Consider the following 25,065-nt stretch of genomic DNA (forward strand, 5'->3'; position numbering starts at 1 on the left):
GGCAAAACGGTACGCAAAAAGGGAATTCAAGACATTGATCGCGCGGCTCCACGAAGCCGCAAACCTAATTTCAAGTTGTTGGAGAGAGAAATCGCAATGAAAGCTACCTTCCGTCAAGCCATTGCCGTGCTGGCACTGAGCGCCGTGTGCGCGGCGCAGCCGCTTCCTTCCGGTGAGGAGGCCGCCAAGGCTCCCGCGAAGAAGAAGGCTGTTGCCGCCAAAGGCGTGACCCAGCAGGAACTTAAAGAGTTGAAGGATGCTCTGGCTGCGCAGCAGGCGCAGTTGGAGACCCTGAAGCAGCAGAACCAGAAGCTCGACCAGCAGCTTCAGCAGAACAGCCAGGAGCTGAAGACCACGCAGACCAAGCTGGCTGATGCCGAAAAGGCCGCCAACGACGCGCAGGCCAAGAGCACCGCGCTGGCCGAAGAACAGGCTCCCAAGGTTGAGCGTTTGCAGGCTGACGTTGCCGACGTGAAGACCACGCTGACCAACTCCGCCGTGCAGACGCAGGACGAACAGAAGCGCACGGCCGCGTTGGAAGGCCTGCTGGGACGCTTCCGCATGTCGGGCGATGTTCGCGTCCGCTATGAGAATTTCACCCAGGCAAAGAACGACCCTGCCAACACCGCCAACAACGATTTTGAACGCAATCGCCCGCGCGTCCGCGTTCGCTTTGCCATCGACGGCAAGCTGAATCAGGACTTCGTCGGCGGATTTGCCATCGCCACCGGTGCGGCCAATGATCCGACTTCACCGAACCAGACCCTGGGCGACTCGATGATCCGCAAGCCGTTGAACATCGACCGCGGCTATGTCACCTGGGCTCCGCACGCCGTGAAGGGCCTGTCGATCACGGGCGGCAAGTGGGCCTTCAACTGGCAGAAGACGAATCAGACCTTCGACCCGGATATCAATCCGGACGGCTTCAACGAGCGTTACTCGGTGGACCTGAAGAACTCCGTGGTCAAGAACATCACGGTGTTTGCCGCGCAGTTGTTCCTGAACGAGCTGAACACGCAGGCCGTAGGTAAGAATCGCGACGAAAGCTGGGCGATCGGTGGAGGCGCACAGGCCAAGTTGCAGCTGGGGTCGCGCTGGACCATGACCCCGTCGTACAGCATCTTTGACTTCATCACCCCGAACTTCACCGTGAATGGCTCGGCCACCACGGCCAACAACGGCGGCACGCCGAATTACTACGGCGGCTTCAAGGTTGGTGCTACCGGCTTTGCCCCGAATGGCATGACGAACTGCATCACCAACAAGGTGCAGTACGGTGCCACCGCGGCGGCCTTCTGCTCTGACTTCCTTTACTCCGACGTGATCCTGAACAATACGATCAAGACCAACAAGGCGAACCTGCCGATCAACGTACTGTTCGAGTATGAAAAGAACCTGAGCGCCACGGCCAACAATGGCGGCGTCAGCTTCTTCACCACGTCGGCGAAGACGGCAGCCACCAAGAAGCGCGACAGCCTGATCGTTGTCGACGCCAGCATTGGCCAGCAGAAGAACAAGGGCGATTGGCAGCTCGGTTACTCGTTCATCCGCGCCGAGCAGGATGCCGTCATGGCCTCCTTTGCCGAGAGCGATCAGTTCCAGCCGACCAACGCGCTGAACCACAAGATCTACTTCAACTATCGAGTGGCCCACAACACCACGCTCGGTTACACGCAGTGGATCGGCCACTACCTGGACTTCAACTTGACCCCGACCTCGTTCACCAAGAATACGAACCTGTATCGCGGTCAGCTCGACGTCATCTACAGCTTCTAGTTCGCAAACGCGGGAGGCTGGCTCGAATACCGGCCTCCTGTTCAACAAGGTTTTCCTCCAGCCCGCGCAAACCTGCAAGGGCTGTCTCGGGCCAGCGTGACCAACCGGTTGCGCTGGCTCGTAATCTTTTGGAACCCTTCCTGCTACGTCTTTAACATCCGCACCAGTGGCGGTGCAGAGTAATTCATGTAACTCCTTCCGCTGCAATGACATCCACTTTCCAGGCAAAATTCATCATGCATTCATATTGGTTTGTTATGTTGCGAGCGTGAGCACAAGCAGCCAAAACCCATCGCTTGGGTTAGCACGGCCGTTGGCCGTACCGCCGCTCGTGGAGCGGCCCAACAGTGATCCGAACGAACGCCGGTCCGTAAAACTTCGTTCGAGTGTGCGCCGCCTTCCGGCGCGTGTCGGTTTCTTTACCCGCGCAACCGAGTTCGGCTTCCGCTATGTGATGCTTGCCTGTTCGTTGAGTGTCATTGCGGTGCTGGCTTTGTTCGTCTACGAGCTCTGGATCCGCTCTCGCCTGTCCATCGCCCAGTTCGGCTGGAAGTTCTTTACCGGGCAGGCGTGGGACCCGGTCTCGGGCGACTTCGGCGCGCTGCCATTTCTCTATGGCACGCTGGTCTCGTCGTTCGTCGCGCTGATTCTGGCGGTTCCGCTCGCGGTTGGCGTGGCGGTCTTCGTCACCGAAATCTGCCCCAAGTGGTTACGCGGCATCATCTCGTTTCTGGTGGAGTTGCTGGCCGCGATTCCGAGCGTCATCTACGGCCTGTGGGCGATCTTTGTGTTGTGCCCGCTACTGCGCAAGTATGTGCAGCCGTGGCTGGCCAAGTCGTTCGGCTGGACGGGGCTGTTTGACGGCCCGCCGTTCGGGATCGGCATGCTGGCCGCCGCCGTCATCCTCGCCATCATGATCGTCCCCATCATCTCGTCGATTACGCGCGAGGTGCTGAGCGTGGTGCCGCAGCATCAGCGCGAAGCTGTTCTGGCGCTGGGTTCAACGCGCTGGGAGATGATCCGCATGGCGGTGCTGCGCAATGCGCGCGTCGGTATTCTGGGCGGCATCATTCTCGGCCTGGGCCGTGCACTTGGCGAGACGATGGCCGTCACCATGGTCATCGGCAACCGCCCGGAGATTGCAAAATCGTTGTTCGCACCCGGCTACACCATGGCATCGGTGATCGCCAACGAGTTCAGCGAAGCCACCGGAGACCTCTACTTGAGCGCGCTGGTCGAGATCGGCCTGGCGCTGCTGCTCGTAACGTTGATTGTGAATGCGATGGCCCGCCTGCTCGTCTGGAGCATCACGCGCGGCGCCTCGAGGCAGCATGTCTAAGCAAGAGAAAGTTCAAGTTTCCAGAAAGACCCGCACCATCAGCTGGTTTCGCCGCATTGTGAACTGGGCGATGGTGGGTTCGGCTGCGGCCGCCTCCCTTATCGTGCTGGTGCCGCTGGTGGCCATCTTCGTCTACCTCGTCTACAAGGGTGTGGGCGCCATCAACATTGACTTCCTGACGAAGACGCCAGCGCCTCCGGGCGAAGCAGGCGGAGGCATGGCAAACGCCATCGTCGGCTCGGCCGTCATCCTCGGCATCGCCAGTTTGATCGGCATCCCGCTCGGCATTGGCTCGGGCATCTACCTCTCTGAGTTCGGGCGCAACAAGTATGCGCAGCTGGTGCGCTTCACTGCCGACGTGCTCAATGGCGTGCCCTCGATCGTGGTCGGCATCGCCGTTTACTCGCTCGTGGTGGTGCGGCAGGGGCACTTCTCCGCGCTTTCCGGCGGCATCGCGCTTGGCATCATGATGGTGCCGACCGTGGCGCGCACGACCGAAGAGATGCTCCAGATGGTGCCGAACAACGTGCGTGAAGCCGCGCTGGGTCTGGGAATTCCTCACTGGCGCAGCACGCTGTCCATCTCCGTGCGCACCGCCGCCAGCGGCATCATCACCGGCGTCATGCTGGCGTTTGCCCGCGTGGCAGGCGAGACCGCCCCGCTGATGTTCACCGCCTTCGGCAACCAGTTCTGGAACCTGAAGGGCACCGACATTCTGACGCAGCCTTCGGCGGCGCTGCCGCTGCAGATTTACACCTACGCCATCTCGCCCTATGACGACTGGCACCGGCAGGCGTGGGCCGGCGCGCTGGTTCTGATTCTGTTGATCGTCACCGCCGTGACCGCCGTGCGCATTGTCGCCAGCCGCGGACAGATGCGGCACAGCGCGTAACCAAAGGTTTTTTGACAAGGAGCCCGATCCATCATGGGTCTTGGAATTGAAGTCCGGAGTCTGAACGCCTGGTTCGGCAAGGCGCAGGTTCTGCAGGAAATCAACATGGACGTTGCCCCGAACCAGGTGACGGCCATCATCGGTCCCTCGGGCTGCGGCAAGAGCACGTTCGTCCGCTGCTTGAACCGCATGCATGAGACCATCGCCGACGCGCGTGTCGACGGGGAAGTCAAAGTCGGCGACCTCGATGTCTACGGCAAGTCGACCGCCGCAGTCGATGTCCGCCGCCGCATCGGCATGGTCTTCCAGAAGCCAAATCCGTTTCCGACCATGTCGATCTATGACAACGTGGCCGCCGGGTTGAAGCTGAACGGCTACCGCAACCGCCGCGAATTGGATGAGGTGGTGGAGCACTCGCTGACGATGGCTGCGCTCTGGCACGAAGTGAAGGACGTGCTGAAGAAGAAGTCCGGCGCGAGCCTCTCCGGCGGACAGCAGCAGCGCCTGTGCATCGCTCGCGCGTTGGCCGTGGAGCCTGACATCCTGCTGATGGATGAACCGGCCTCAGCCCTGGACCCGATCTCCACCGGCAAGATCGAAGAACTCGTCTTCCAGCTCAAGGAGCAGTACACAGTCGTCATCGTGACGCACAACATGCAGCAGGCCGCGCGCGTTGCCGATACCACCGGCTTCTTCCTGATGGGCAAGCTGATCGAGTTCGACAAGACGCAGAAGATTTTCACCACGCCCGCCGACAAGCGGACCGAAGACTACATCACAGGCAGGTTTGGATAATGCGCAGCAGATTTCAGCAGGAACTCGACGACCTGAAGCAGCGGTTGCTCGAAATGGGCGGGCAGGCGGAGAGCGCCATCGAGTTCGCCAGCGAGGTGTACGAGAAGCGCGACGCCAAGATGGCCGAGCAGGTATTCGAGCGCGAGAAATCCATCAACGCGCTGGAGCGTGCCATCGACGAGCAAGCAGTGGACATTCTTGCCATGCAGCAGCCCATGGCCACCGATCTACGCTTCATCCTCGCCGTGCTCAAGATCAACGGCGACTTGGAGCGCGTGGGCGATCAGGCGGTCAACATCGCGCAGCGCGCGCTGACGCTGATCCACTCGGAGGAGGCCGATATACCGGTCGATATTCCACGCATGAGCGCCACGGTTTCCGCCATGGTGCGGCGCGCGCTGGAGTCATTCCTTTCGGCCAAGGCCGACGTGGCGCAGGCCGTGCTGGAGATGGACAACATTGTGGACCGCATGAAGGATGATGCTTTCGTGGTGCTGGTGAAGGCCATGAAGGAGAAGCCTGAGCACACGCAGCAGTACCTGGAAGCGCTGCTGATTACGCGCAACCTGGAGCGTGTGGCCGACCACGCCACCAACATCGCCGAGGATGTCATCTTCTGGGTGAAGGGCGCGGACGTGCGCCACGGCGCGGCGCTGGGGCAGCCGGACGCGGAGACCCACGCGCAGTAATACGTTGGATGTGATCAGTGATACGAAGGCCCATCCGCATGGCGGGTGGGCCTTTCGTTCGTACGAATGAAGACAGACCTTGAGCGGAGAAATCTCCGGCTAGTGCCGACGCGCGGTGGGGGCGCACACGCAGGCGTGAAGACCGTGCGCACATTGCCTCTCCTGTGCAGTGGGCAACGTGTGCACGACCGGGCAGCGCTGGGGCAGATCCGGAACTTGTGCATCCGTCGCAGTCACCGCTTTAACGGATACACCTTCCGTGACTCTGGCCTACGCGCGCGCCACAACCTGTAACAGTGACTTCGGCCTTTCCGTTTCGTTCAGCGGCAGCAGCAGAGACTTCAGGTTCTGGCATGCGCTGGCGGAGCGGTACACCGGGCAGCTGTAGCAATCGCGAGGATTGCAGCATTGCTTCTTCACCCAGCAGGGTTCCGTGGCTCCCTGTGCGTTCGGGCAGTGCGTCTTGCTATCCGTGCTGCACCCGTTGATCTCCCAACAGGGAAGCAGCGCGAGCAAGTGACGAATGCCGGCAAAATTCAGCCGCGCCTCGCGCACCAACCGCAACAGAGTTGAAATCCAGACGTAATCCTGCTCAGTGAAATACCGCGTGCCCTTGGGGGACTTGATTGGAATCAGCAAGCCCTCTCGTTCGTAAAGCCGGAGCAGATCCACCGATACATTGAAGTGACTGGCAACAGCACCGATCTTTATCTTTGCGGAATCCGCAGTTTGCATATTTTCTTTTTCAACCTACTTCCAGCCGGGTTGAAACCCGGAAAACACACAGCCTCGGTGGTGGTATTCGCATCTGGGGGGCCAAAACTGGAAAACTCCGGAAGGTATCTTGCTACATCTTATGAATGAATAACTTAGAACACTCTAAGAAATGCGGGCTATCTGGAGCAGGAGGCCGAGAAAGAAGCCAAATGCCCCACCCGAGGGGTGATATGCCGCAACCTGAAACTCCGGGAAGGGGGCAAAAGGTGTTGCAAATTGCTACGGTGAAAATTCCCCGAATGGAACCCTGTGCCTTCATTCCGTTGCACAGTGACGTACGGCACAGCGCAGTTACCCCCGACTGGGGCATTCTCCGGCGTGCCTGCGAATCGGGCCATTGTCTCCACCTAGGAGCGCGTCATGGAGAAGTTCCGCATCCTCGCACTCAACCCGGGAGCCACCTCCACGAAATTCGCTGTCTTCGACAACCTGGAGCCTCTCATGGAGCGCACGCTGCGCCACAGCGACGACGTGCTGGCGCCATATCGTGGGCGCCCGATGGTGGAACAGTTCGACTTCCGCCGTGCCCTCATTGAGTGCGAGCTTGAGATTTCCGGTTTTGACCTGCAGCGTTTTGACGCTGTTGTTGGCCGCGGAGGCCTGCTCCGTTCACTGCCCAGCGGAACCTACGAGGTGAGCGATGCGATGATTGAGGATCTGGCGCATGCCGCGCGTGGTGACCATGCGTCCAACCTTGGCGCGCCTCTGGCGGCTGCAATCGCGGCGCACGCGCACTGCCCAGCCTACATTGTTGATCCGGTTTCCGTCGACGAGTGGGAGGATGTGGCGAGGTTCTCTGGGACGCCTCTGACCGATCGTGTCTGCCTGTCGCACGCGCTCAACACCAAGGCCACGGCCAAGCGCTTTGCCCGCGACCAGCATCGGCCTTATGCGGAGTTGCGCCTGGTGGTGGCGCACATTGGCAGCGGAAACACAGTGAGTGCGCATCGCGACGGGCGCATGGTGGACGCAACGAATTCGCGCGAAGAAGGTTCGTTCAGCGCGCTCCGCGCGGGGACAGTGCCTGTGCTCCAGCTCATCGAACTGTGCTTTACCAGCGGCATGACGGATAAAGAGCTGGAGCGCGCGCTGGCCGTGGAAGGCGGCCTCAAAGCCTACCTCGGCACCAGCGACCTGATGGAGGTGGAGCGCCGCATCGACGCCGGCGACCGCAAGGCCGCACTCGTCTTTGAGGCGATGGCCTACCAGATCGCTAAGGACATCGGCGCGATGGCGACCGTGCTGGGCGGCAACCTTGATGCGGTGGTGCTCACCGGCGGCATGGCGCACTCGGCCCGGCTGGTGCAGCACATTGCGGCGCGCGTGCAATTCCTGGCGCCAGTGGCGGTGTACCCGGGAGAAGACGAATTGCGTGCGCTGGCCGAAGGCGCCTTGCGCGTGCTTCGCTGTGAGGAGCCGGCGCGCAGTTACCAGGCGGAGCAGGCACTGGCGTAGCAGATCTGTTTCGGAGGAACTCGAGCCGTTGCGAACGCCCGGTCGCCCGGAAGGCTGGTTTGTGCGTGCAATCCCGCAGTACACTGCTAACACATCATCATGAACACTCGGACTCTTACGGTTGCGGCTCTCATTCTGTTTTCTTTGACGCTGGGTTGCACGCTCACTTCCACCCTGGTGCGTGAAACGGGTGGCAACCCGAAGGCGGGACGCGCCGTGCTCGCGCAATACGGCTGCACGGCGTGCCACAGCATTCCCGGCGTCAGCAATACGGGGGATGTTACAGGGCCTTCGCTGGCGCATGTGGGCAGCGCAAAGACTATCGCCGGCGGCCGGGTTGCAAACACGCCGCAGAACCTTGTGCGCTGGATTCAGTCGCCGTCTTCGCTGAAGCCGGGCACCTCGATGCCATCGATGAATGTGAATGAAAAGGATTCGCGGGATATTGCCGCGTTCCTGGTCACGCTGCGCTAGCCGCAGGAGATTTTTGTTTCCCGCTTGTGATGGTGCGGTGGGCAATGCTACACTCAACCCGTGAGCAACACTCCTTCCATTTCCGCTCACCGATGGTCCCGCCGATGGTGGTCCACGACCGTCGTGTGCCTGTAACGCGGCACGTTTCGTTTACGCATTTCAATTAAACAAAACTGAATAGCTTCTCACGGCATATCCGTGAGCATGGGATTTCTGCAATGGCACAAGAGTCCGTGGACATCGCACATCGTGGTGAACCTGCATCCGTATTACGTGAATACCTGCGCCGCCTGAGCGCGCGCCAGGACCTTTCCCGCAGTGAAGCGGCTGAGATGACCTCCGCGCTGCTGGCTCCGGAGACCACCGACACGCTGATTGCCGCCGTGTTGGTTGCGCTGGCCGCCAAGGGCGAGCGCGCCGAGGAGTTGAGCGGCGTGGCCGACGCGCTGGTGGCACGCATGGTGCACGTACACAGCGCGCAGCCCGCCATTGACACCGCCGGAACCGGCGCAAGCGCGGCCAAGACCTTCAACGTCTCCACCGCTGCGGCGTTTGTGATCGCCGGAGCCGGTTGCGCTGTGGCCAAGCATGGCAACCGCGCCGCCAGCAGCCGGTCAGGTTCCGCCGACGTGTTGCAGGCGCTGGGCGTGCAACTGGCCAAGCCAGGCAACGGCGACGCCACACGCGCCGAGCACGCGCTGGACGAAATCGGCATCTGCTTCCTCTTTGCTCCTCTTTACCATCCGGCGCTGGCCCGTGTGGCTCCGGTGCGCCGCGAACTGGGCGTACGAACCACGTTCAACCTTGTGGGACCTCTGGTGAATCCGTGCCTTGCGCCGTACCGCATCATGGGCGTGAGCGCTGCGCCGTACATGAAGGCCATGGCCGGTGCGTTGGCAGCACTCGGCGTGGAGCGCGCGTGGGTGGTGCGCGGACACGACGGCCTTGACGAGATCACGCTCGACGGCCCGACCACCGTCGTGGAAGTGGACCATGGAAAACTCAACGAGCGCGAAGTTGCACCCGAAGACTTCGGGTTGAAGTGCCAGGATTGCTCGGCCCTGCGCGGCGGCGATGCCACGCAGAACGCGGCCATCATCCGCAGCGTGCTGGCCGGGGAGCGTCGCGATGCTGCGCGCGATCTGGTGCTGATGAATGCCGCCGCCGCGCTGCACGTCCGCACCGCTGCGCCGCTGCTGGAATGTGCAGAGCGAGCGAAGGAGAGCCTGGACTCCGGCAGGGCGTTGGCAAAGCTCGAAGCGCTGCGCTCGCTGAGTTTGGCAGGAGTGCAGGCATGAGCGGATTCCTACTGAAGGTGATGGACGAAAAGCGTGCCGAGATGCAGGCGGTAACGTCGGAGGCACGCGCGGAGCTCGCTGCACGCGCTCTTGCCGCGAAAGCGCAGGCCGGACGCATGCACGCCGCGCTGAGTGCCGACGGCATCAACATCATTGCGGAGTTCAAACGCAGCTCGCCCTCGGCGGGCGCCATCCGCGCCGGTGCACAGCCGGTCGAGGTTGCAAGGCTCTACGAACAAGCGGGTGCGGCGGCGATGAGCGTGCTCACCGAGCCGAAGTACTTCAGCGGCTCGCTCGACGATCTGCGTGCCGTGCATGCGGCGGTCGAACTTTCGCTGCTGCGCAAGGATTTCACCGTCGACAGCTATCAACTGCATGAGGCGGTGCTGGCCGGAGCGTCGGCGGCGCTGCTGATTGTGGCTGGCTTGAGCGATGACGAACTGGCGACGCTTCTCGGAGAGTGCGAACGCGTGGGGCTGGACGCGCTGGTCGAAGTCCACAGTGAAGAGGAGCTGCAGCGTGCAGCGCACGCGGGCGCCCGCCTCATCGGCGTGAACAACCGCAACCTGCAGACGCTGGCAGTGACGCTGGAAACCTCGATGCGGCTGGCCGAGCTGGCGCCGAAGGATGCAGTGCTCATCAGCGAAAGCGGTATTCGCACGACAGACGATATACGGCACCTGCGCGGTGCGGGGTATCGCGGGTTCCTCATCGGCGAGACGCTAATGCTCGCGGAAGACCCCGTCCGGATGCTGCGCGAATTGCGTTCAGTCCGCGCCGAAGATGCGACGGAGGCACAGGCATGAAGCTGCGCGTGAAGATTTGCGGCAACACCAGCTTTGCCGATGCCGAATGTGCGGTGCGTAACGGCGCTGACGCAGTGGGTTTCATTTTTCATCCGCCCAGCCCGCGCTTTATGCAGGCTTCTGCGGTGGCGGCCATCTGCGCCGCGCTTCCGGATGAGGTGGAGCGCGTGGGCATCTTTGTTGACCGCAGCGCCCAGGACATCGCGGCCATCGCGCGCGAAGCAAAGTTGAATGCCGTGCAGCTTGCGGGTTCGGAGTCGCCGGAGCTTTGCGCGGAACTGGCGCGGGAATTTGCGGTGTGGAAGGTCTTTCACGTGGATGAGGAATTTAATTTTCGCGTGCTGGATGCCTACCAGGCTGCGGCGTTCCTGTTCGACACGCCAAGCGTGCTGCGCGGTGGCAGCGGGCAAACGTTCGACTGGAGCCTGCTGCGGGGTGTGCGCGAGCATCTTGCGGGGCGCGTGCCTTTCTATCTCGCCGGGGGACTGAGCCCGCAGAACGTGTCTGCGGCGATTGATGCGGTGCATCCCGATGGCGTGGATGTGTGCAGCGGTGTTGAGACTGCGCCCGGAATGAAAGACCACAACAAAGTTCAGGAGTTTCTGCTGGCGGCGCGTGCCGCAGGGAAGAGGTTGGAATGAAGCAGCTTTGGAACACCACGGCCGAAGATGGATTCTTCGGCACCTACGGCGGCCGGTTCGTGGCCGAGACATTGATGGCTCCGCTGGAAGAGTTGACCGAGGCCTTTGCCAAGGCGCGGAAAGACGCAGCGTTTCAGGCGGAGTTGCAGGATCTGCTGGCGAACTTTTCCGGACGCCCGACGCCGCTGTACTACGCGGAGTCACTGACGAAGCACTTGGGCGGGGCGCGCATTTATCTCAAGCGCGAAGACCTCTCGCACACCGGTTCGCACAAGATCAACAACGCGCTGGGCCAGGTGCTGTTGGCGCGCCGCATGGGTAAGCGCCGCATCATTGCCGAAACCGGCGCGGGCCAGCACGGCGTGGCCACCGCTACGGTGTGCGCGCGCTTCGGCCTGGAGTGCGTGGTCTACATGGGTTCGGAGGACATGAAACGGCAGGCACTCAACGTCTTCCGCATGCGGTTGATGGGCGCGGAAGTTCGCGCGGTCGAGACCGGCTCCAAGACATTGAAGGACGCCATCAACGAGGCGCTGCGCGACTGGGTCACGAACGTGAATGACACCTATTACCTGCTGGGCAGCGCGCTCGGGCCGCATCCGTATCCAACGATGGTGCGCGAGTTCCAGCGCGTCATTGGCGACGAGGCGCGCGCGCAGGTGTTGAAGCAGGAAGGCCGCCTGCCGGATGCGGTGGTCGCCTGTGTCGGCGGCGGTTCCAACGCCATCGGCATCTTCACGGCCTTTGTGCCGGACAAGTCAGTGAGGTTGATCGGCGTGGAAGCCGGCGGCGTGGGCAGCGCGCTGGGCAAGCATGCCGCGCGCTTTTCCGGTGGACGCCCCGGCGTGCTGCAAGGCACGTACAGCTACGTGCTGCAGGATGAGGGCGGCCAGATTGCGAGCACACATTCGATTTCAGCCGGGTTGGATTACGCGGCAGTCGGTCCGGAGCACGCGTTCCTGCGCGAGATCGGGCGCGCGGAGTACACCTCTGCGAATGATGCGGAGGCGTTGGAGGCTTTCCAGATGCTCTCGCTCAAGGAGGGCATCATTCCGGCTCTTGAATCGTCGCACGCGGTGGCGCATGCCATACGGCTGGCGCGCGAGCTTCCGAAAACAGCATTGATCATCGTCAATCTTTCCGGACGTGGTGATAAGGACGTGGATTCCGTGGCGAAATGCCTGGAGGCGAAACAGCAATGAGCGAACTGACGAAGGTGTTTGACGCGCTGAAGGCCGAAGGGCGCAAGGGATTCATTCCGTACATCACGGCGGGCGATCCGGACCTGGAGACGACGTACGAAATTCTGGTGGCGCTTGCCGAGGCTGGCGCGTCGGTCATCGAACTGGGTGTGCCGTTCAGCGACCCGATGGCGGACGGGCCGGTGATCCAGGCGGCATGCGACCGCGCGCTGCATCATGGCACCACGCTCGCGCAGGTGCTGGAAGTTGCGCAACGCGCATGGAAGAAGACGGGTGTTCCCATGGTGCTGTTCAGCTACCTGAATCCGTTGCTGCAATACGGGCTGGAAAAGTTGGCGGCCGAGGCGAACTCATTGGGTATTGCGGGCGTGCTCATCACGGACCTGACGGCGGATACCGCTGAGCCGCTGGCGGCGATGCTGCGCGAGCATGATGTGGACCTCATCAACTTGGTGGCGCCCACCACAAGCGATGCGCGCTTGCAGCACATTGGTCAGCACGCGACCGGCTTTCTCTACACCATCTCGGTCGCTGGAGTTACCGGTGCGCGCAAACAGCTTTCAAATGACGTGGAAGGTTTGGTGCAACGCATACGGCAGGTGAGCAAGCTGCCGGTGGCGATCGGCTTCGGCATATCGACTCCGGAGCAAGCGCACCAGGCATGGCAGTTCGCGGATGCCGTTGTGGTCGGCTCGGCCATCGTGCGCATCATCGAGGCCGAAGGCCGCAAGGCACCCGCGAAGGTGAAGGAATTTGTGAGCGGTTTTACGCAGTCGGTTGCCGCAAAGGAGAAGTAAGCGATGCTGATATTGATGAAAGCGGATGCATCACCGGAGCAGGTGAGCGAAGTCTGCCGGCGCGTGGAAAAGCTCGGCCTGCGGGCGCACACCGTTCCTGGCGCGCAGCGCACAGCTATCGGCATTACCGGCAACAAGGGCGCGCTGGAACCGTCAACATTTGAGGAGATACCGGGCGTGGCTGAGGCCATCCCAGTGTCCAAGCCCTACAAGCTGGTGAGCCGTGAAGCGAAGCCAGAGAACACGGTGGTGAAGTTTGCGGGCTCCGACGCAACGGTTGGCGGGCGCGAGGTGGCCATCATGGCCGGACCGTGCGCGGTGGAAAGCCGTGACCAGCTATTTGCCGTGGCCGAGCGCGTAGCACGCACAAGAGCGCGCTTTCTGCGCGGGGGAGCATTCAAGCCGCGCACCTCGCCGTATGCGTTTCAGGGTATGGGTGAGGAAGGGCTGCAGCTGCTGGCGGAGGCACGCGAGAAGTTCGGGCTGCTGGTGGTGACCGAGGCCGTTGACGAACATTCGCTGGAGCTGGTGGCGCAGTACGCCGACTGCATCCAGCTTGGCGCGCGCAACATGCAGAACTTCTCGCTGTTGAAAGCCGCCGGACGCACACGCAAGCCGGTGCTGCTGAAACGCGGACTTTCGGCCACGCTCGAGGAGTTCCTGATGGCCGCCGAATACGTGATGAGCGAAGGCAATTACGACGTGATTCTGTGCGAGCGCGGCGTGCGTACCTTTGCCGATCATACGCGCAACACGCTTGACCTGAGCGTGGTGCCGGCCGTGCAGCGGTTGAGCCATCTGCCCATCCTCGTAGACCCGAGCCACGGCACCGGCAAGCGCCACAAGGTGACGCCGCTGGCGCGCGCCGCTGTAGCCGTGGGCGCCGATGGCCTCATCATCGAGGTTCACAACAACCCGGATGAAGCGCTCTCCGACGGGCCGCAGTCGCTCTACCCCGATCAACTCGACACGCTGGTGGACGAGGTACGCAAGATTGCCGAAGTGGTGGGACGCACTGTCGCGCAGTCGAAGCGCGCGGAGGTGCACGCGTGATCGGTCCGAAGAACTTTGAGGAGTTCGAAAAGCGCGCGCAGAGAGCCTCGGTGGTGGCGGTGTCGCACACCGTTGCCGCAGACCTGCTGACACCGCTCTCGGCCTATCTGCGCGTCAAGAACGGCTCGCGCTATTCCTTCCTGCTGGAGTCCGTGGAGGGCGGCGAGCACCTGGCGCGGTACAGCTTCCTGGGCGCGGAGCCGCATGCTGTGGTCCGCGGGCGCGGCGCGCAGTGCACGGTGGAGATTGCCGGTACCGTGCATGAAGAGAACTGCAACGCGGTTGAGTATCTGCGGCGCGAATTTGCCAACCGCGACCTGGCCGTTGGCGAGCATGATGCGCCGATGGCGGGCGGCTGCGTCGGCTACCTTGGCTATGCGGCGGCGCAATGGTTTGAGCCTGCGGTCAAGGTCATTCCTGCCGAAGGCGATGACGCGGTGTTCCTGATCTTCCGCACGGTGCTGGCCTTTGACCACGCGCGCCAGCAGATACAAGTGCGCACGCTCGTGTTTCCGGAAGAGGCGCAGGGCGACCAAGGAAAGCTGCGCACGGCCTACGAGCAGGCAGTGGAGAAGAACCGCAGCGTGGTCAAACGCCTGAGTGAAGCGGTCGAGCTTCCTCTGGCCGATCCCGCGGCGGAAACCTCGCGTGAGATTGAGTTCAGCTCCAACTTCACGCGTCCGGAATTTGAGCACGCGGTTGAAGAAGCGAAGGAGTTGATCGCCGCCGGAGAGTGCTACCAAATTGTCCTCTCGCAGCGCTTTGAGACCCATGCGCGCACCACGCCGGTGGCTCTCTACCGCGCGTTGCGCATGACCAATCCGTCCCCCTATATGTTCCTGCTTGGCTTGGGCGATGAGGCGCTGGTGGGCGCTTCGCCGGAGATGCTGGTGCGCTCGCGGCGCGGCGAGCTGAGTTACCGGCCGATTGCCGGCACGCGCACACGCGGCGCAACTGGCGCAGAAGATGAGCAGCTCGCCTGCGAACTGTTGGCAGATGAGAAGGAGCGCTCCGAACACATGATGCTCGTGGATCTTGGACGCAACGATCTCGGCAGGGTCTCCGAGTACGGCTCAGTGAAGGTGCAGAAGTTGATGACGGTGGAGAAGTATTCGCACGTGCAGCACCTGGTGACGGAGCTTTCCGCGACACTGCGCAAGGGGCTCGACCGCTTCGATGCGCTGGCGGCGTGCTTCCCGGCGGGCACGGTTTCCGGCGCGCCGAAGATCCGCGCCATGCAGGCCATTGCCGAACTGGAGCGCGGGCCGCGCAACGTCTATAGCGGCTGCGTGCTCTACGCCGACTACACCGGCAACCTCGATTCGTGCATTGCCATACGCACCATGGAAGTGAAGAAGGATTCGGTGTGCGTGCAGGCTGGCGCGGGCATTGTGTATGACTCCGACCCGGCGAAAGAATGGGAGGAGACGGTGAACAAATCGCAGGCGCTGCGCCGCGCGGTGGCACTGGCCGTGGCCGGTGAAGAACAGGCAGGAGGCGGCCATGCTGCTGGTGATCGATAACTACGACTCGTTTACCTATAACCTCGTGCAGTTCCTGGGCGAACTGGGCGCGGAGCCGTGCGTGGCGCGTAATGACGCCATCACGGTTGAGGAGATCGCGTGCGGCGGCTACAGCGGCTTGGTGATTTCCCCCGGCCCGGGCGAGCCAAAGGGGGCGGGCGTGTCGCTGGCGGCTATTCGCGAGCTGGCGGGCAAGCTGCCCATCCTCGGCGTCTGCCTGGGGCATCAGTCCATTGGCGAGGCCTTTGGCGGACGCATTGTGCGCGCGCCCAAGCCGGTGCACGGCAAGTGCTACCGCGTGCATCACGACGGCCGCGGCGTCTTTGCCGGACTGCCGCAGCCGGTCGAGGTCGGGCGATACCACTCGCTGGTGATTGAACGCGCGAGCTGCCCACAGGAGCTGGAGATTACGGCGGAGACCGAAGAGGGCATCATTATGGGAGTGCGGCACCGCACACTCGACGTGGAGGGAGTGCAGTTCCATCCCGAATCCGTGCTGACGCCGCAGGGGATGAAGATGCTTGGCAACTTCTGGCAGCGGTGCCAGGAGAGCGCGTCGGTGAAGCCTTAAGCGATGTAAATAGCTGCGGGCGGCGCTCACCTTCGTGCCGTCTCAGCCGTCTATGCGGCAGGAATGATCTTTAGATTTCACGGGGGTGAACAGATGAGAAAGACATTCAAATCCTTGCTGTTGCTCACCCTGCTTGCGGTGAGCGGAATGATCATGCTGTCGTCGCAGGCGATGGCGCAGGCACCCGCGCCTGCCGTGCGCGGCACCGGCCCGGAAGAGACGCCGCTGATTCCGGCGCTGGTCTCCTACGGCAAGTTGCCCAAGCCTGCGAGTGAGACCGAGCGCATTGCGCGCGAAGTTCGGCATGAGCTTGTGATGATGCCGCGCTACAGCATCTGGGACTACCTAATGTTCCGGGTGAAGGGCACGACCGTGGAGCTTTACGGCGACGTGCGCGAGCCGTGGATGAAGTCTGACGCGGAGAACGCGGCGAAGCAGGTGGAAGGCGTGACCGCGGTGGTCAACCACATCAACGTAATGCCGAACTTCCAGAGTGACATACGCATTCGCCGGGCGGTGGCGCGCAGCATCTTCAGTTTTGGCGGCCTTTCGCGCTACTCGTGGGAAGCTGCGCCCAGCCTGCACATCATCGTCAACGCCGGTCATGTAAAGCTGGAGGGCGTGGTGGACACGCAGGCGGACAAGGACGCGGCGGGCATCCGCGCCAACACCGTGCCCGGGGTTTTTGAAGTGAAGAACGAGCTGATTGTGGCGCAGCCGGAAAAGAAGAAGAAATAGGGAAACAGCCGTTTTGAGGAAGGCGCGGGGCACAGGCTCTGCGCCTTCTGTGTCTGTGCGGTTGCCGCGCGCGGAGCGGGCTGCTACTCTGCGGACACCACGCGCGGCGGCCGAATCATGCTCACGTTTCCGGAAGGCTGGCTGTGGGGCATCTCCACGGCGGCACACCAGTTTGAAGGCGGCAACACGCTCAACCAGTGGCACCACTGGGAGCAGACGGGCGGCGTGCGCTCACGCGACCGCTGCGGCGCAGCATGCAATTGGTGGCGTGACGGTGAGAGCGACCTGGACCGCTGCGCCGCGCTTGGCGTAAATGCCTTGCGTGTCTCTGTGGAGTGGAGCCGCCTGGAGCCTCGACAGGGCGAGTGGGACCGCGTGGCCATGGAGCGCTACCGGGCGCTGCTGCGCGCTATCCGCTCACGCGGCATGCGTCCGCTCATCACGCTGCATCACTTCACGCATCCGCAGTGGTTTGAAGAGCTCGGAGCCTTTACGCACCACAGCGGGCCGCGCCTGTTTGCACGCTTTGCCGCGCAGGTGCAGGAGCAATTCGGCGATCTCTGCACCGACTGGGTCACATTCAACGAACCCAACGTCTTCACGGCTTTCGGTTACCTGTTCGGAGAATTTCCGCCAGGCCGCCGGCTGGACATGCGCGCGACCATGCTCACGCTGATGGGCCTCCACGAGGCGCATGCTCTGGCCTACGAGCGCCTGCACCGCTCGCAGCAGGATGCGCGCGTGGGCCTGGCCGTCAATTACATACACTTCAAGCCTGCCTCGCACAGTCCGTTCGACCGCTGGCTGGCGCGCGTCTATCACGAGCTTTACAACCTCTCCACGCTCTACTTTCTGCGCGACGGCGCGCTGCCCGAGATGTGGTGGCTGCCGAAGGTGGAAGCCCCGGACGCGAAGGGCGCGGTCGACTTCATCGGGCTGAACGTCTATAACCGGCTGCACGTGCGCATCAACCTGCCGTTCGGCAAGTACTACGGGCCGGGCGGGCTGTTCGTGCCGCAGGATGTTCCGCAGGGAGACCGCGGCATCGAGTATCCCTATGGAGAGGCCTGTCCCGAGGTGGTGAAGATGGCGGTGCACACCTACGCGGCACTGCGGCGGCCGATGGTAGTACTGGAGAATGGCGTGCCGGATCGCACCGACCGCATACGCCCGTGGGTGATGGTCAACACCGTGCGGCATCTTTATGAATTGTGGCACGAGGGGTACGATGTGCGCGGATACTTCCACTGGAGCATCGTCGACAACTTCGAGTGGTCGCAGGGGTGGACGTTGCGCTTCGGGCTGTATGAACTCGATCCTCGCACGCAGGAGCGGCGCGCCCGGCCCAGCGCCGAACTCTACCGCAGCATCATTGCGCAGAATGGATTGAGCAAGGAGCAGATGGAGCGTTACGCTGAGCCGCCATCGCCGGCCATTATGACGCCGCGATTGCCGTTGCTGAGGCGGCGCGGCGCGCGCTAATTCAGGGGCTACCGCTTTGGAGCCGTTTTGCGCGCAGGCTTGGCCACGCGGCGTGCCACGGGCAGTGGTTCCTTCGGAGCCGAGGATTTTTCCAGCGGCTTGTTGCCGGGAATCGACAGGTAGTAGGCCTTGGCGATCTTTGGCGTGATCATCCAGTTCAGGATGGCGCGTTTGGCGTTCACGTCCACGCGCGCAACCGTGCCCTTCTTCATCTCGATGGCGCGTTCGCTCGCGCCGCGCGTCACCAACAGCGACAGGAAACGCGCCATGTTCGGGTTGTGCCCGACCACCATGATTGCTTCGAGCTTGGAGCAGGTGCGCAGCAGAGACTCAAACTGCTGGAAGGTTGCCGTCGGCTTCATGGCGTTGTCGACCACCAGACGTCCCTCATAGCCAATTTCATTGCCCACGAGCGCGGCGGTCTGCGTGGAGCGCTTGAGCGGACTGCTCACGATCAGGTCAACGTGCACATCCATTGCCGAAAGCAGACGCCCAATGTAGCGGCTCTGCTCAATGCCTTCGGCGTCGAGCGGGCGCTTGTCGTCCACCTTGGGGTTCAACCGCTTTTGTCCGGCGTTGGCATGGCGAAGAATGAAGACGATCATGACGGTTCCTGATTCCTATTCGCTGCGCCGCGTTCTCGGCCTGCGTGGACGCGGAGTTGTGGCTCGACGGGAACGCGCCGGGGCGTGTTCGGGAATTGATGTTGCGTCCTTGCGCCCCTCGGCAACGTCAATGAGGAACTCCTGCGAGTTGAACGGCGCTGCATGCTTCAGCGGCGGCCGCATATAGTTGCCGCCACGTGTGAGCAGGCGCGCCTTCACGTTGTCCGCGAGTTGCGCCGCCAGTATCTCCTTCGTGACGCGCTCGCGCAGCAGCGGGTTGAGTACTGGGAAGACGACTTCGACGCGTTCGTAAAGATTGCGGGGCATCCAGTCGGCGCTGCCAAGGTATAGCTCCGGCTCGCCGGCGTTCTCAAAGTAATAGATGCGGCTATGCTCAAGGAAGCGTCCGACAATGCTGCGCACGCGTATGCGGTTGCTGATGCCGCGCACTCCGGGATTGAGCGAGCAGATGCCGCGGACGATCAAATCGATTTCAACGCCCGCCTGTGAAGCGCGATAGAGCGCCTGCACCACGTTCTTGTCGAGCAGCGAATTCACCTTGGCGATGATGCGTGCGGGGCGTCCGGTGCGCGCGTTCTCAGCCTCACGTGCAATCAAGTTGATGGTGTGCTCGGCCAGGCCGACGGGTGCAACCAGCAGCGGATCGTAATTCGGCTGCTCGGCGTAGGCCGTCAGATAGTTGAAAACCTTGTGCGCCGCTTCGGTCAGCGCGGGGTTCGCCGTCAGCAGGCTCAGGTCTGTGTAGAACTGCGCGGTCGAGGGATTGTAGTTGCCGGTGCCGAGGTGCAGGTAGCGCCGCATGACGCCGTCAGGGTCTTTGCGCGCCACCAGCGCGAGCTTGCAGTGCGTCTTCAGGCCGACCAGCCCGTGAAAGACCTGCACGCCGGCATCTTCCATTTCGCGCGCCCACTTGATGTTGGAGGCTTCGTCAAAGCGCGCTTTCACTTCCACGACGACCGTGACTTCCTTGGTGGCGGCAGCCTCCATCAGGGCCTGCACAATGGGGGAGTCGGAATTCGTGCGGTAGAGTGTCTGCTTGATGGAGAGCACGCGCGGGTCCTTGGCCGCGCTCTCAATAAAGCTGACCACGCCGTTGTAGGAGTCATACGGATGGTGCAGCAGCACGTCCTTCTGGCGCACGGCGGCAAACACGTCATCGCAGCCCTTCGGCAGTGTCCACTCGCGGGCGATGAACGGCTTGAACTTCAACTCCGGGCGATTGACCTCGCCATATAGGTGCAGCAGTCGCGACAGGTTGACCGGGCCGGGCGTGGGGAAGACCTGCCACTCGTCGAGATCGAAGACCGCGCGCAGGCGCGTAACAATTTCGCTGCCCGCTTCGGCGTCAATCTCCAGGCGCACGGCGTCGCCTTTGCGCCGGTTGTGCAGTTCCGTGCGGACGCTCTCCAGCACGCTGCGCGATTCCTCATCCTGCAAATAGAGGTTGCTGTTGCGCGTGATGCGGAACGCGCCCTCGGAGAGAATCTCGTAACCGCGGTACATGCGCGCGGCATGCATGGCCACCAGGTCGGCCAGTGCAATGCAGCTATACGCGCCCTCTTCTTCGGGCAGGCGCACCAGCCGCGGCAGCACGCGCGGCACGGTCACCACGCCCATGTAGATCTGCGCGTTGCGGCGCCGGCGGCGCAGCAGCAACGCCTGGCATAAGGCTTTGTTGATGACGCGGGGAAACGGGTGCGCCGGGTCGACGGTGACCGGCGTCAGCAGCGGGTCCAGCTCGCGCAGGCAATAGTCGTCGACAAAATCGCGCGCCGTGTCGTCAAGCTCCGCCAGCGAACGGACGTGAATGCCCTCCTCGGCCAGTGCGGGACGCAGTTGTTCATTCCAGCACTCGTATTGCTGGTGCACGAACTTGTGCACGGCGTCCGCCACCAGGTGGCTTTCCTCGAGCGGCGTCAACCCGTCGGGGCCGGGTTCGGTGTGGCCGTCTTCAATGCGCTGCAGCAGGCTTGCAATGCGGACTTCGAAGAACTCATCAAGGTTGCTGGCGGTGATCGCCAGAAATTTCACGCGCTCCAGCAGTGGATTGCTGGAGTCCTCTGCTTCCTCCAGCACGCGACGGTTGAAGCTGAGCCACGAGAGGCTTCGGTTCAGGTAGTAGTCCGGATTTTCGAGCGTGCGGGTAGCCATGGGAATGACGAGCAATTGTTAAAGGAGTGTTACAACGCCCAATAAACATGCGGCCCGGAGATTATAGCAACGGAATGGAGTCGTGAGGGAAGGAGCTTCCGGAGTCCGCAGCTTGGCGAGGGATATGTCGAGAGGATGAGCGGGCGGCGCGGGCACTGCGCCGCCGAACAGAACGTCAGCGGTGCAGCGGGCGGCGCGCCACCAGTTGAGAGATAAGACCGCGCTTGCCGGGGAATTCCTGGTAGTCGAGCACTTCCAGTTGCGGGAATGCCGTGCGCAGTTCGCCCGGGCCCATCAGGTAATGGCGTTCGTTGCCGGGACCTTCCATGGCGGTGTGCGTCTTATAAATAAGGAATCCGCCTGGACGCAGCGAGGCGGCGATCTTTGGAAACAGCGGGCGGCGCATGAAGTAGATAACCAGCGCGAGGTCGAAGGCTTCCGTCGGAGGTTCGTAGGTGTCCAGGTTTACCTGCTGCGTTTCCAGCGTAAGCCCGGCTTTGGCAAAGCGCTGCTGTGCGAGCGAAAGCGCCACGGTCGAGACATCGATGAGCGTCATCTGCCAGCCCTGTTGTGCAAGCCACAGCGAGTTGCGGCCGGCGCCACCGGCGTAATCAATGGCGCGCGTAGGGCGGGGAAAGTGCGGAGCTACGAATTTGGTGTACAACTCCGGCAGCGTGTTTTCCGGTTCGTTCCAGTCGGCGGGGTTTTCGCTGTACCGCGCATCCCATTTGATCTGTTCTTCAAGCATGACAGTTTCCATGATACGCGACGATTGCCAGGGCGGAAACAGTTGTGATCCGCGGAAAAGCTCCCGGTATCTCGCATGATGATACAGAGTCACACGTGCCGGGCGTGGTTGCGAGATTTTGCAACCTTTCGGCGTCCGCTGCATACTTAATGTTATTGGGTCTTGCATGAAGAACACCACGAAAGTCTGCATTGCGCTGCTGCTGTTCGTGCACCTGCTGGTGCACCCGACGCTGCATGGCTTTCCGCCGTGTCTTGGCCACACCACCTCGTACGTTACCGATCTCCAGAACAACACCATGGACGAGTGCGCGGTCTGCCGCGTGGCCTCGGCCGTGGTGGAGATGGATGCGGCGCCGGCGCTGGACTGGCATCCGGTGGTGGTGCAACTGTTGCAGGCCTCAGATTCGCGTGAGGTTGGCAGTCCCACGCATCCTCATGCTCCCTCCCGGGCTCCTCCATCCTGTTAGTGCAATGGCAGCCGCGTTCCCAGCGGCGAATCAAAGAGTCATTTTCATACAACAGCACTCATAGCAGAGCCGGTCGCGCATCGATTGATATTCCGTGCATGGCGGCCGGATGAATTTGGAGATTAGTCCATGAAGTTTCTAACGACAGGGTTGACCATTCTGCTCTGGCTTTCGGCGGCACTGGCCGCGGCGGACCCGCAGAGCGTGGGCAGCACCACCACCCTTCAAGGTGTGGTTCAAGATGCGAGCGGCGCCGTGGTGCCCGATGCCAGGGTCGAGGTGAGCAACGCCATCACCGGCTATAAGTCCGCCGTAAACACCAACGCGCAGGGCGCATACAGCATCACCAGCCTGGCCTTCGGCGCCTACCATGTGCGCGTCAGCGTCGTGGGGTTCAAGAATTCGGACCGCAACATTGATGTTCATTCCAGTGTGCCGGTGACGGTGAACCTGACCCTGGAGGTTGCCACCAGCCAGACGGTGGTGAACGTGGACGCCGGCAGCAGCAATGAAATTGCCGTGGAGAGCACGCCCACCGCGCACACCGATATTGATTCCGGGCTGCTCGACAAGTTGCCCATTGCGACCAGCAGCACCGCCCTGAGTTCCGTGATTGCGCAGTCGGCGCCGGGCGTGGCGGCCGATTCCAACGGCATGTTCCACCCGCAGGGCGAGCACGCCGACACGTCGTTCGTCATTGACAACCAGCCCATCACCGACCAGCAGAGCCGCGCCTTCAGCAACCAAATCTCGATGAACACCATCGATTCAATGGAGGCCATCAGCGGCGTGGCTCCGGCCGAGTTCGGCGACAAGGCCAGCCTCGTGGTCCGCACCAACACCAAGAGCGGTCTTGGTGTGGCGCCGCTACGTGGCGAGTTGAGCTTCTCCTACGGCACGTTCGGCTCGGCCAGCACGTCTTTGAATTTGAGTAAGGGCTCCAGCAAGTACGGCAACTTCCTGGCCATTGATGGTCTGCGCAGCGGCCGTTTCCTCGACTCGCCTGAATTCCATCCGCTGCATGACCGTGGCAACGCCGAGAGCTTCTTCGACCGTGTTGATTACCAGCTCAACGACCGCGATTCGCTCCACCTGAATGTTTCGCTCGCACGCAGCTGGTTCCAGACGCCGAACCAGTACGACCAGCAGGCGATGGGGCAGGATCAGCGCCAACAGCAGTACAGTTGGAACGTTGCGCCGGGTTACACGCACCAGATCAACAACCATTCGCTGCTGACCGTGAACGCCTATGCGCGGCAGGATCGCGTGAACTACTATCCGAGCGCCAACCTGCTTGATGACCAGGATGCTTCCCTGGCGCAGCGCCGCCGCCTGACCAACGCGGGCTTCAAGGCCGACTACTCCTACTCCAAGGGCATCCACAACATCAAGGCCGGCGTGCAATTCCAGCACACCTTCCTGTCGGAGTTCTTCCAACTCGGCATTACCGATCCCACGAACACGGATGAGTCGCTGGCGCCCTACAACATCGCCAACGGCGGCTCGCTGTTCCAGTTCCGCGGCACGGCGGATATCAAGCAGGAAGCCGCCTACCTGCAGGACTCCATCAAGCTGAAGAACGTGACGCTCTCGCTTGGTCTGCGCGGAGACAATTACAACGGCCTCAGCAGCCGCTACCAGTTCCAGCCGCGCCTGGGCGCGTCATACCTTGTGCCGAAGACCAAGAGCGTGCTGCGTGCTTCCTATGGCCGCTTCATGCTCTCGCCTTACAACGAGAACCTCGTGCTCAGCAGCTCCACCGGCGCAGGCGGGCTGGCGGGCGATGCCGGTGCGTTCGGAGAGAAGCCGCTTACGCCCGCCGTGCGTGATCACTTCGAGACCGGCGTGCAGCAGACTCTCGGCAGGTATCTCCAGGTGGACGCCAGTTACTTCTGGAAGTTCACGCACGATGACTATGATTTCGATGTGCTGTTCAACACGCCGCTGGCATTCCCCATCCAGTGGCGCAAGTCCAAAATTGACGGTGTCTCCGTGCGCCTGACCATGCCGACCATTCACGGCATCAGCGCCTACAGCGTGATGGGGCATACCCGTGCGCGGTTCTTCGGGCCGGAGCTGGGCGGAATCCTGTTCAACTCGCCGGTGGATGACAGCGTTTTCCGCATCGATCACGACCAGGCCTTTGAACAGACCGCGCACGTGCAATGGCAGCCGGGCAAGCGCCTGCCGTGGCTCGGCTTCACGTGGTCGTATGAGAGCGGTCAGGTCGCAGGCTCGGTCAATAGCCTTACCGACATGCTCGGCTTCACCGGTGATCAGCAGGCACAAATCGGCCTGCACTGCGGCTCGGTGTACGCCACACCCGGTTCGCCGATCACCGCGTGTTCGGCAGGGCTGGCTGCGACGCGCATCCGTGTGCCCTCGGTGGTGAATGCCGACAAGAGCCCGTCACGCATTGCGCCGCGCAACACCTTCGATGCCGCCATCGGCACCGACAACCTGTTCGGCGGCGACCACCGCAAGGTGAGTTTGCGATTGACAGTGGCGAACCTGACCAACGAAGCCGCGCTCTATAACTTCATGTCGACCTTCAGCGGCACGCATTTTCTGGCTCCCCGCAGCGTGACCGGAGAGATCGGCTTCCACTTCTAACGAGAGTCGTGGATGGCCTCTGCGAACAGCCGTGGCGGCTGCACAGGGGCCTTCTTCACGATCTTCAGTGGATGACTTTGCAACACTGCACGGCGAAGGGTGGGAGAAATCTCCTGCCCTCTTTCTTTTGCGTAGCCGCAGTTCGGCTCC

23 protein-coding genes are annotated in these 25,065 nt (G+C 62.2%); 19 read left to right on the plus strand and 4 right to left on the minus strand.

What is annotated here, in order from left to right; genetic code table 11:
- The first annotated feature begins 96 nt into the window (after positions 1-96).
- The 5 genes from AC6IZO_RS16110 (at position 97) to phoU (ending at position 5,491) form a co-directional block, all read left to right on the plus strand.
- Entirely contained in the window at positions 97-1,776 is a 1,680-nt protein-coding gene (locus AC6IZO_RS16110) for a putative porin (protein ID WP_497806452.1), read from the plus strand.
- A 313-nt stretch (positions 1,777-2,089) separates the two neighbouring features.
- Positions 2,090-3,115 (plus strand): phosphate ABC transporter permease subunit PstC, encoded by a 1,026-nt coding sequence (gene pstC / locus AC6IZO_RS16115; protein ID WP_497806454.1) that lies wholly within the window; start codon positions 2,090-2,092, stop codon positions 3,113-3,115.
- Positions 3,108-4,007 (plus strand): phosphate ABC transporter permease PstA, encoded by a 900-nt coding sequence (gene pstA / locus AC6IZO_RS16120; protein WP_497806456.1) that lies wholly within the window; start codon positions 3,108-3,110, stop codon positions 4,005-4,007. Before pstC ends, pstA begins: the two co-directional genes overlap by 8 nt.
- 33 nt (positions 4,008-4,040) lie before the next feature.
- Positions 4,041-4,802, plus strand: coding sequence for a phosphate ABC transporter ATP-binding protein PstB (gene pstB, locus AC6IZO_RS16125; RefSeq protein ID WP_497806458.1), 762 nt, complete (start codon positions 4,041-4,043; stop codon positions 4,800-4,802).
- Positions 4,802-5,491, plus strand: coding sequence for a phosphate signaling complex protein PhoU (gene phoU / locus AC6IZO_RS16130; protein ID WP_497806460.1), 690 nt, complete (start codon positions 4,802-4,804; stop codon positions 5,489-5,491). Before pstB ends, phoU begins: the two co-directional genes overlap by 1 nt.
- 270 nt (positions 5,492-5,761) lie before the next feature.
- Here the strand turns inward: phoU and AC6IZO_RS16135 are convergent, their stop codons facing one another.
- Positions 5,762-6,226: a MerR family transcriptional regulator gene (locus AC6IZO_RS16135; protein ID WP_497806462.1), complete on the minus strand. Its 465-nt coding sequence runs from the start codon at positions 6,224-6,226 to the stop codon at positions 5,762-5,764.
- A gap of 402 nt (positions 6,227-6,628) precedes the next feature.
- On the opposite strand from AC6IZO_RS16135, the gene buk reads away from it, so the two are divergent.
- The 12 genes from buk to AC6IZO_RS16195 all read left to right on the plus strand — a co-directional run bounded on the left by buk (position 6,629) and on the right by AC6IZO_RS16195 (position 18,308).
- Positions 6,629-7,723 carry a butyrate kinase gene (buk, locus tag AC6IZO_RS16140; RefSeq protein WP_497806464.1) on the plus strand — a complete coding sequence of 365 codons (1,095 nt, stop codon included), beginning with the start codon at positions 6,629-6,631 and terminating at the stop codon, positions 7,721-7,723.
- A 99-nt stretch (positions 7,724-7,822) separates the two neighbouring features.
- Complete coding sequence (locus tag AC6IZO_RS16145) at positions 7,823-8,197, plus strand: c-type cytochrome (RefSeq protein ID WP_497806466.1); 375 nt, start codon at positions 7,823-7,825, stop codon at positions 8,195-8,197.
- A gap of 218 nt (positions 8,198-8,415) precedes the next feature.
- Positions 8,416-9,495 carry an anthranilate phosphoribosyltransferase gene (gene trpD, locus AC6IZO_RS16150; RefSeq protein WP_497806468.1) on the plus strand — a complete coding sequence of 360 codons (1,080 nt, stop codon included), beginning with the start codon at positions 8,416-8,418 and terminating at the stop codon, positions 9,493-9,495.
- The gene (gene trpC / locus AC6IZO_RS16155; RefSeq protein WP_497806470.1) at positions 9,492-10,301 is read left to right on the plus strand and encodes an indole-3-glycerol phosphate synthase TrpC; all 810 of its coding nucleotides are present in this window, start codon (positions 9,492-9,494) and stop codon (positions 10,299-10,301) included. Before trpD ends, trpC begins: the two co-directional genes overlap by 4 nt.
- On the plus strand, positions 10,298-10,942 hold the full coding sequence (locus AC6IZO_RS16160) for a phosphoribosylanthranilate isomerase (RefSeq protein ID WP_497806472.1): 645 nt from the start codon (positions 10,298-10,300) through the stop codon (positions 10,940-10,942). Before trpC ends, AC6IZO_RS16160 begins: the two co-directional genes overlap by 4 nt.
- A complete protein-coding gene (gene trpB, locus AC6IZO_RS16165; RefSeq protein ID WP_497806474.1) occupies positions 10,939-12,144 on the plus strand; it encodes a tryptophan synthase subunit beta in 1,206 nt (401 codons plus the stop codon). Before AC6IZO_RS16160 ends, trpB begins: the two co-directional genes overlap by 4 nt.
- Positions 12,141-12,941: a tryptophan synthase subunit alpha gene (trpA, locus tag AC6IZO_RS16170; RefSeq protein WP_497806476.1), complete on the plus strand. Its 801-nt coding sequence runs from the start codon at positions 12,141-12,143 to the stop codon at positions 12,939-12,941. Before trpB ends, trpA begins: the two co-directional genes overlap by 4 nt.
- A 3-nt stretch (positions 12,942-12,944) precedes the next feature.
- Positions 12,945-13,994 (plus strand): 3-deoxy-7-phosphoheptulonate synthase, encoded by a 1,050-nt coding sequence (aroF, locus tag AC6IZO_RS16175; protein ID WP_497806478.1) that lies wholly within the window; start codon positions 12,945-12,947, stop codon positions 13,992-13,994.
- Positions 13,991-15,517 (plus strand): anthranilate synthase component I family protein, encoded by a 1,527-nt coding sequence (locus AC6IZO_RS16180; RefSeq protein ID WP_497806480.1) that lies wholly within the window; start codon positions 13,991-13,993, stop codon positions 15,515-15,517. Before aroF ends, AC6IZO_RS16180 begins: the two co-directional genes overlap by 4 nt.
- Positions 15,498-16,088: an anthranilate synthase component II gene (locus AC6IZO_RS16185; RefSeq protein ID WP_497806482.1), complete on the plus strand. Its 591-nt coding sequence runs from the start codon at positions 15,498-15,500 to the stop codon at positions 16,086-16,088. The genes AC6IZO_RS16180 and AC6IZO_RS16185 overlap by 20 nt, the downstream gene beginning before the upstream one ends.
- A 93-nt stretch (positions 16,089-16,181) precedes the next feature.
- Positions 16,182-16,826: a BON domain-containing protein gene (locus AC6IZO_RS16190; protein WP_497806484.1), complete on the plus strand. Its 645-nt coding sequence runs from the start codon at positions 16,182-16,184 to the stop codon at positions 16,824-16,826.
- A 117-nt stretch (positions 16,827-16,943) separates the two neighbouring features.
- Entirely contained in the window at positions 16,944-18,308 is a 1,365-nt protein-coding gene (locus tag AC6IZO_RS16195; RefSeq protein ID WP_497806485.1) for a glycoside hydrolase family 1 protein, read from the plus strand.
- A gap of 8 nt (positions 18,309-18,316) precedes the next feature.
- Here AC6IZO_RS16195 and sixA read toward each other — a convergent pair whose 3' ends face one another.
- The 3 genes from sixA to AC6IZO_RS16210 form a co-directional block, all read right to left on the minus strand.
- Entirely contained in the window at positions 18,317-18,913 is a 597-nt protein-coding gene (gene sixA, locus AC6IZO_RS16200; protein ID WP_497806487.1) for a phosphohistidine phosphatase SixA, read from the minus strand.
- A gap of 15 nt (positions 18,914-18,928) precedes the next feature.
- Entirely contained in the window at positions 18,929-21,085 is a 2,157-nt protein-coding gene (gene ppk1, locus AC6IZO_RS16205) for a polyphosphate kinase 1 (RefSeq protein ID WP_497806489.1), read from the minus strand.
- Positions 21,086-21,260: 175 nt separating this feature from the next.
- The gene (locus AC6IZO_RS16210) at positions 21,261-21,833 is read right to left on the minus strand and encodes a class I SAM-dependent methyltransferase (RefSeq protein ID WP_497806491.1); all 573 of its coding nucleotides are present in this window, start codon (positions 21,831-21,833) and stop codon (positions 21,261-21,263) included.
- Between the two features lie 166 nt (positions 21,834-21,999).
- On the opposite strand from AC6IZO_RS16210, the gene AC6IZO_RS16215 reads away from it, so the two are divergent.
- Together AC6IZO_RS16215 and AC6IZO_RS16220 are read left to right on the plus strand one after the other, a co-directional pair.
- Positions 22,000-22,302, plus strand: coding sequence for a hypothetical protein (locus AC6IZO_RS16215; RefSeq protein ID WP_497806493.1), 303 nt, complete (start codon positions 22,000-22,002; stop codon positions 22,300-22,302).
- 129 nt (positions 22,303-22,431) lie between these two features.
- Positions 22,432-24,915, plus strand: a complete 2,484-nt coding sequence (locus tag AC6IZO_RS16220; protein WP_497806494.1) for a carboxypeptidase regulatory-like domain-containing protein — start codon at positions 22,432-22,434, stop codon at positions 24,913-24,915.
- Positions 24,916-25,065 lie beyond the last annotated feature (150 nt).

Source organism: Oryzophilus luti (assembly GCF_059726245.1).

Bases quoted from the DNA above. Each gene is read 5' to 3' on its own strand.
- sixA (WP_497806487.1), bottom strand. From the start codon at position 18,913: ATGATCGTCTTCATTCTTCGCCATGCCAACGCCGGACAAAAGCGGTTG.
- trpA (WP_497806476.1), top strand. From the start codon at position 12,141: ATGAGCGAACTGACGAAGGTGTTTGACGCGCTGAAGGCCGAAGGGCGC.
- trpB (WP_497806474.1), top strand. From the start codon at position 10,939: ATGAAGCAGCTTTGGAACACCACGGCCGAAGATGGATTCTTCGGCACC.
- AC6IZO_RS16195 (WP_497806485.1), top strand. From the start codon at position 16,944: ATGCTCACGTTTCCGGAAGGCTGGCTGTGGGGCATCTCCACGGCGGCA.
- aroF (WP_497806478.1), top strand. From the start codon at position 12,945: ATGCTGATATTGATGAAAGCGGATGCATCACCGGAGCAGGTGAGCGAA.
- AC6IZO_RS16215 (WP_497806493.1), top strand. From the start codon at position 22,000: ATGAAGAACACCACGAAAGTCTGCATTGCGCTGCTGCTGTTCGTGCAC.
- AC6IZO_RS16160 (WP_497806472.1), top strand. From the start codon at position 10,298: ATGAAGCTGCGCGTGAAGATTTGCGGCAACACCAGCTTTGCCGATGCC.
- trpC (WP_497806470.1), top strand. From the start codon at position 9,492: ATGAGCGGATTCCTACTGAAGGTGATGGACGAAAAGCGTGCCGAGATG.
- AC6IZO_RS16110 (WP_497806452.1), top strand. From the start codon at position 97: ATGAAAGCTACCTTCCGTCAAGCCATTGCCGTGCTGGCACTGAGCGCC.
- pstB (WP_497806458.1), top strand. From the start codon at position 4,041: ATGGGTCTTGGAATTGAAGTCCGGAGTCTGAACGCCTGGTTCGGCAAG.
- AC6IZO_RS16135 (WP_497806462.1), bottom strand. From the start codon at position 6,226: ATGCAAACTGCGGATTCCGCAAAGATAAAGATCGGTGCTGTTGCCAGT.
- pstA (WP_497806456.1), top strand. From the start codon at position 3,108: ATGTCTAAGCAAGAGAAAGTTCAAGTTTCCAGAAAGACCCGCACCATC.
- phoU (WP_497806460.1), top strand. From the start codon at position 4,802: ATGCGCAGCAGATTTCAGCAGGAACTCGACGACCTGAAGCAGCGGTTG.
- buk (WP_497806464.1), top strand. From the start codon at position 6,629: ATGGAGAAGTTCCGCATCCTCGCACTCAACCCGGGAGCCACCTCCACG.
- AC6IZO_RS16190 (WP_497806484.1), top strand. From the start codon at position 16,182: ATGAGAAAGACATTCAAATCCTTGCTGTTGCTCACCCTGCTTGCGGTG.
- AC6IZO_RS16145 (WP_497806466.1), top strand. From the start codon at position 7,823: ATGAACACTCGGACTCTTACGGTTGCGGCTCTCATTCTGTTTTCTTTG.
- AC6IZO_RS16185 (WP_497806482.1), top strand. From the start codon at position 15,498: ATGCTGCTGGTGATCGATAACTACGACTCGTTTACCTATAACCTCGTG.
- AC6IZO_RS16210 (WP_497806491.1), bottom strand. From the start codon at position 21,833: ATGCTTGAAGAACAGATCAAATGGGATGCGCGGTACAGCGAAAACCCC.
- ppk1 (WP_497806489.1), bottom strand. From the start codon at position 21,085: ATGGCTACCCGCACGCTCGAAAATCCGGACTACTACCTGAACCGAAGC.
- AC6IZO_RS16220 (WP_497806494.1), top strand. From the start codon at position 22,432: ATGAAGTTTCTAACGACAGGGTTGACCATTCTGCTCTGGCTTTCGGCG.
- trpD (WP_497806468.1), top strand. From the start codon at position 8,416: ATGGCACAAGAGTCCGTGGACATCGCACATCGTGGTGAACCTGCATCC.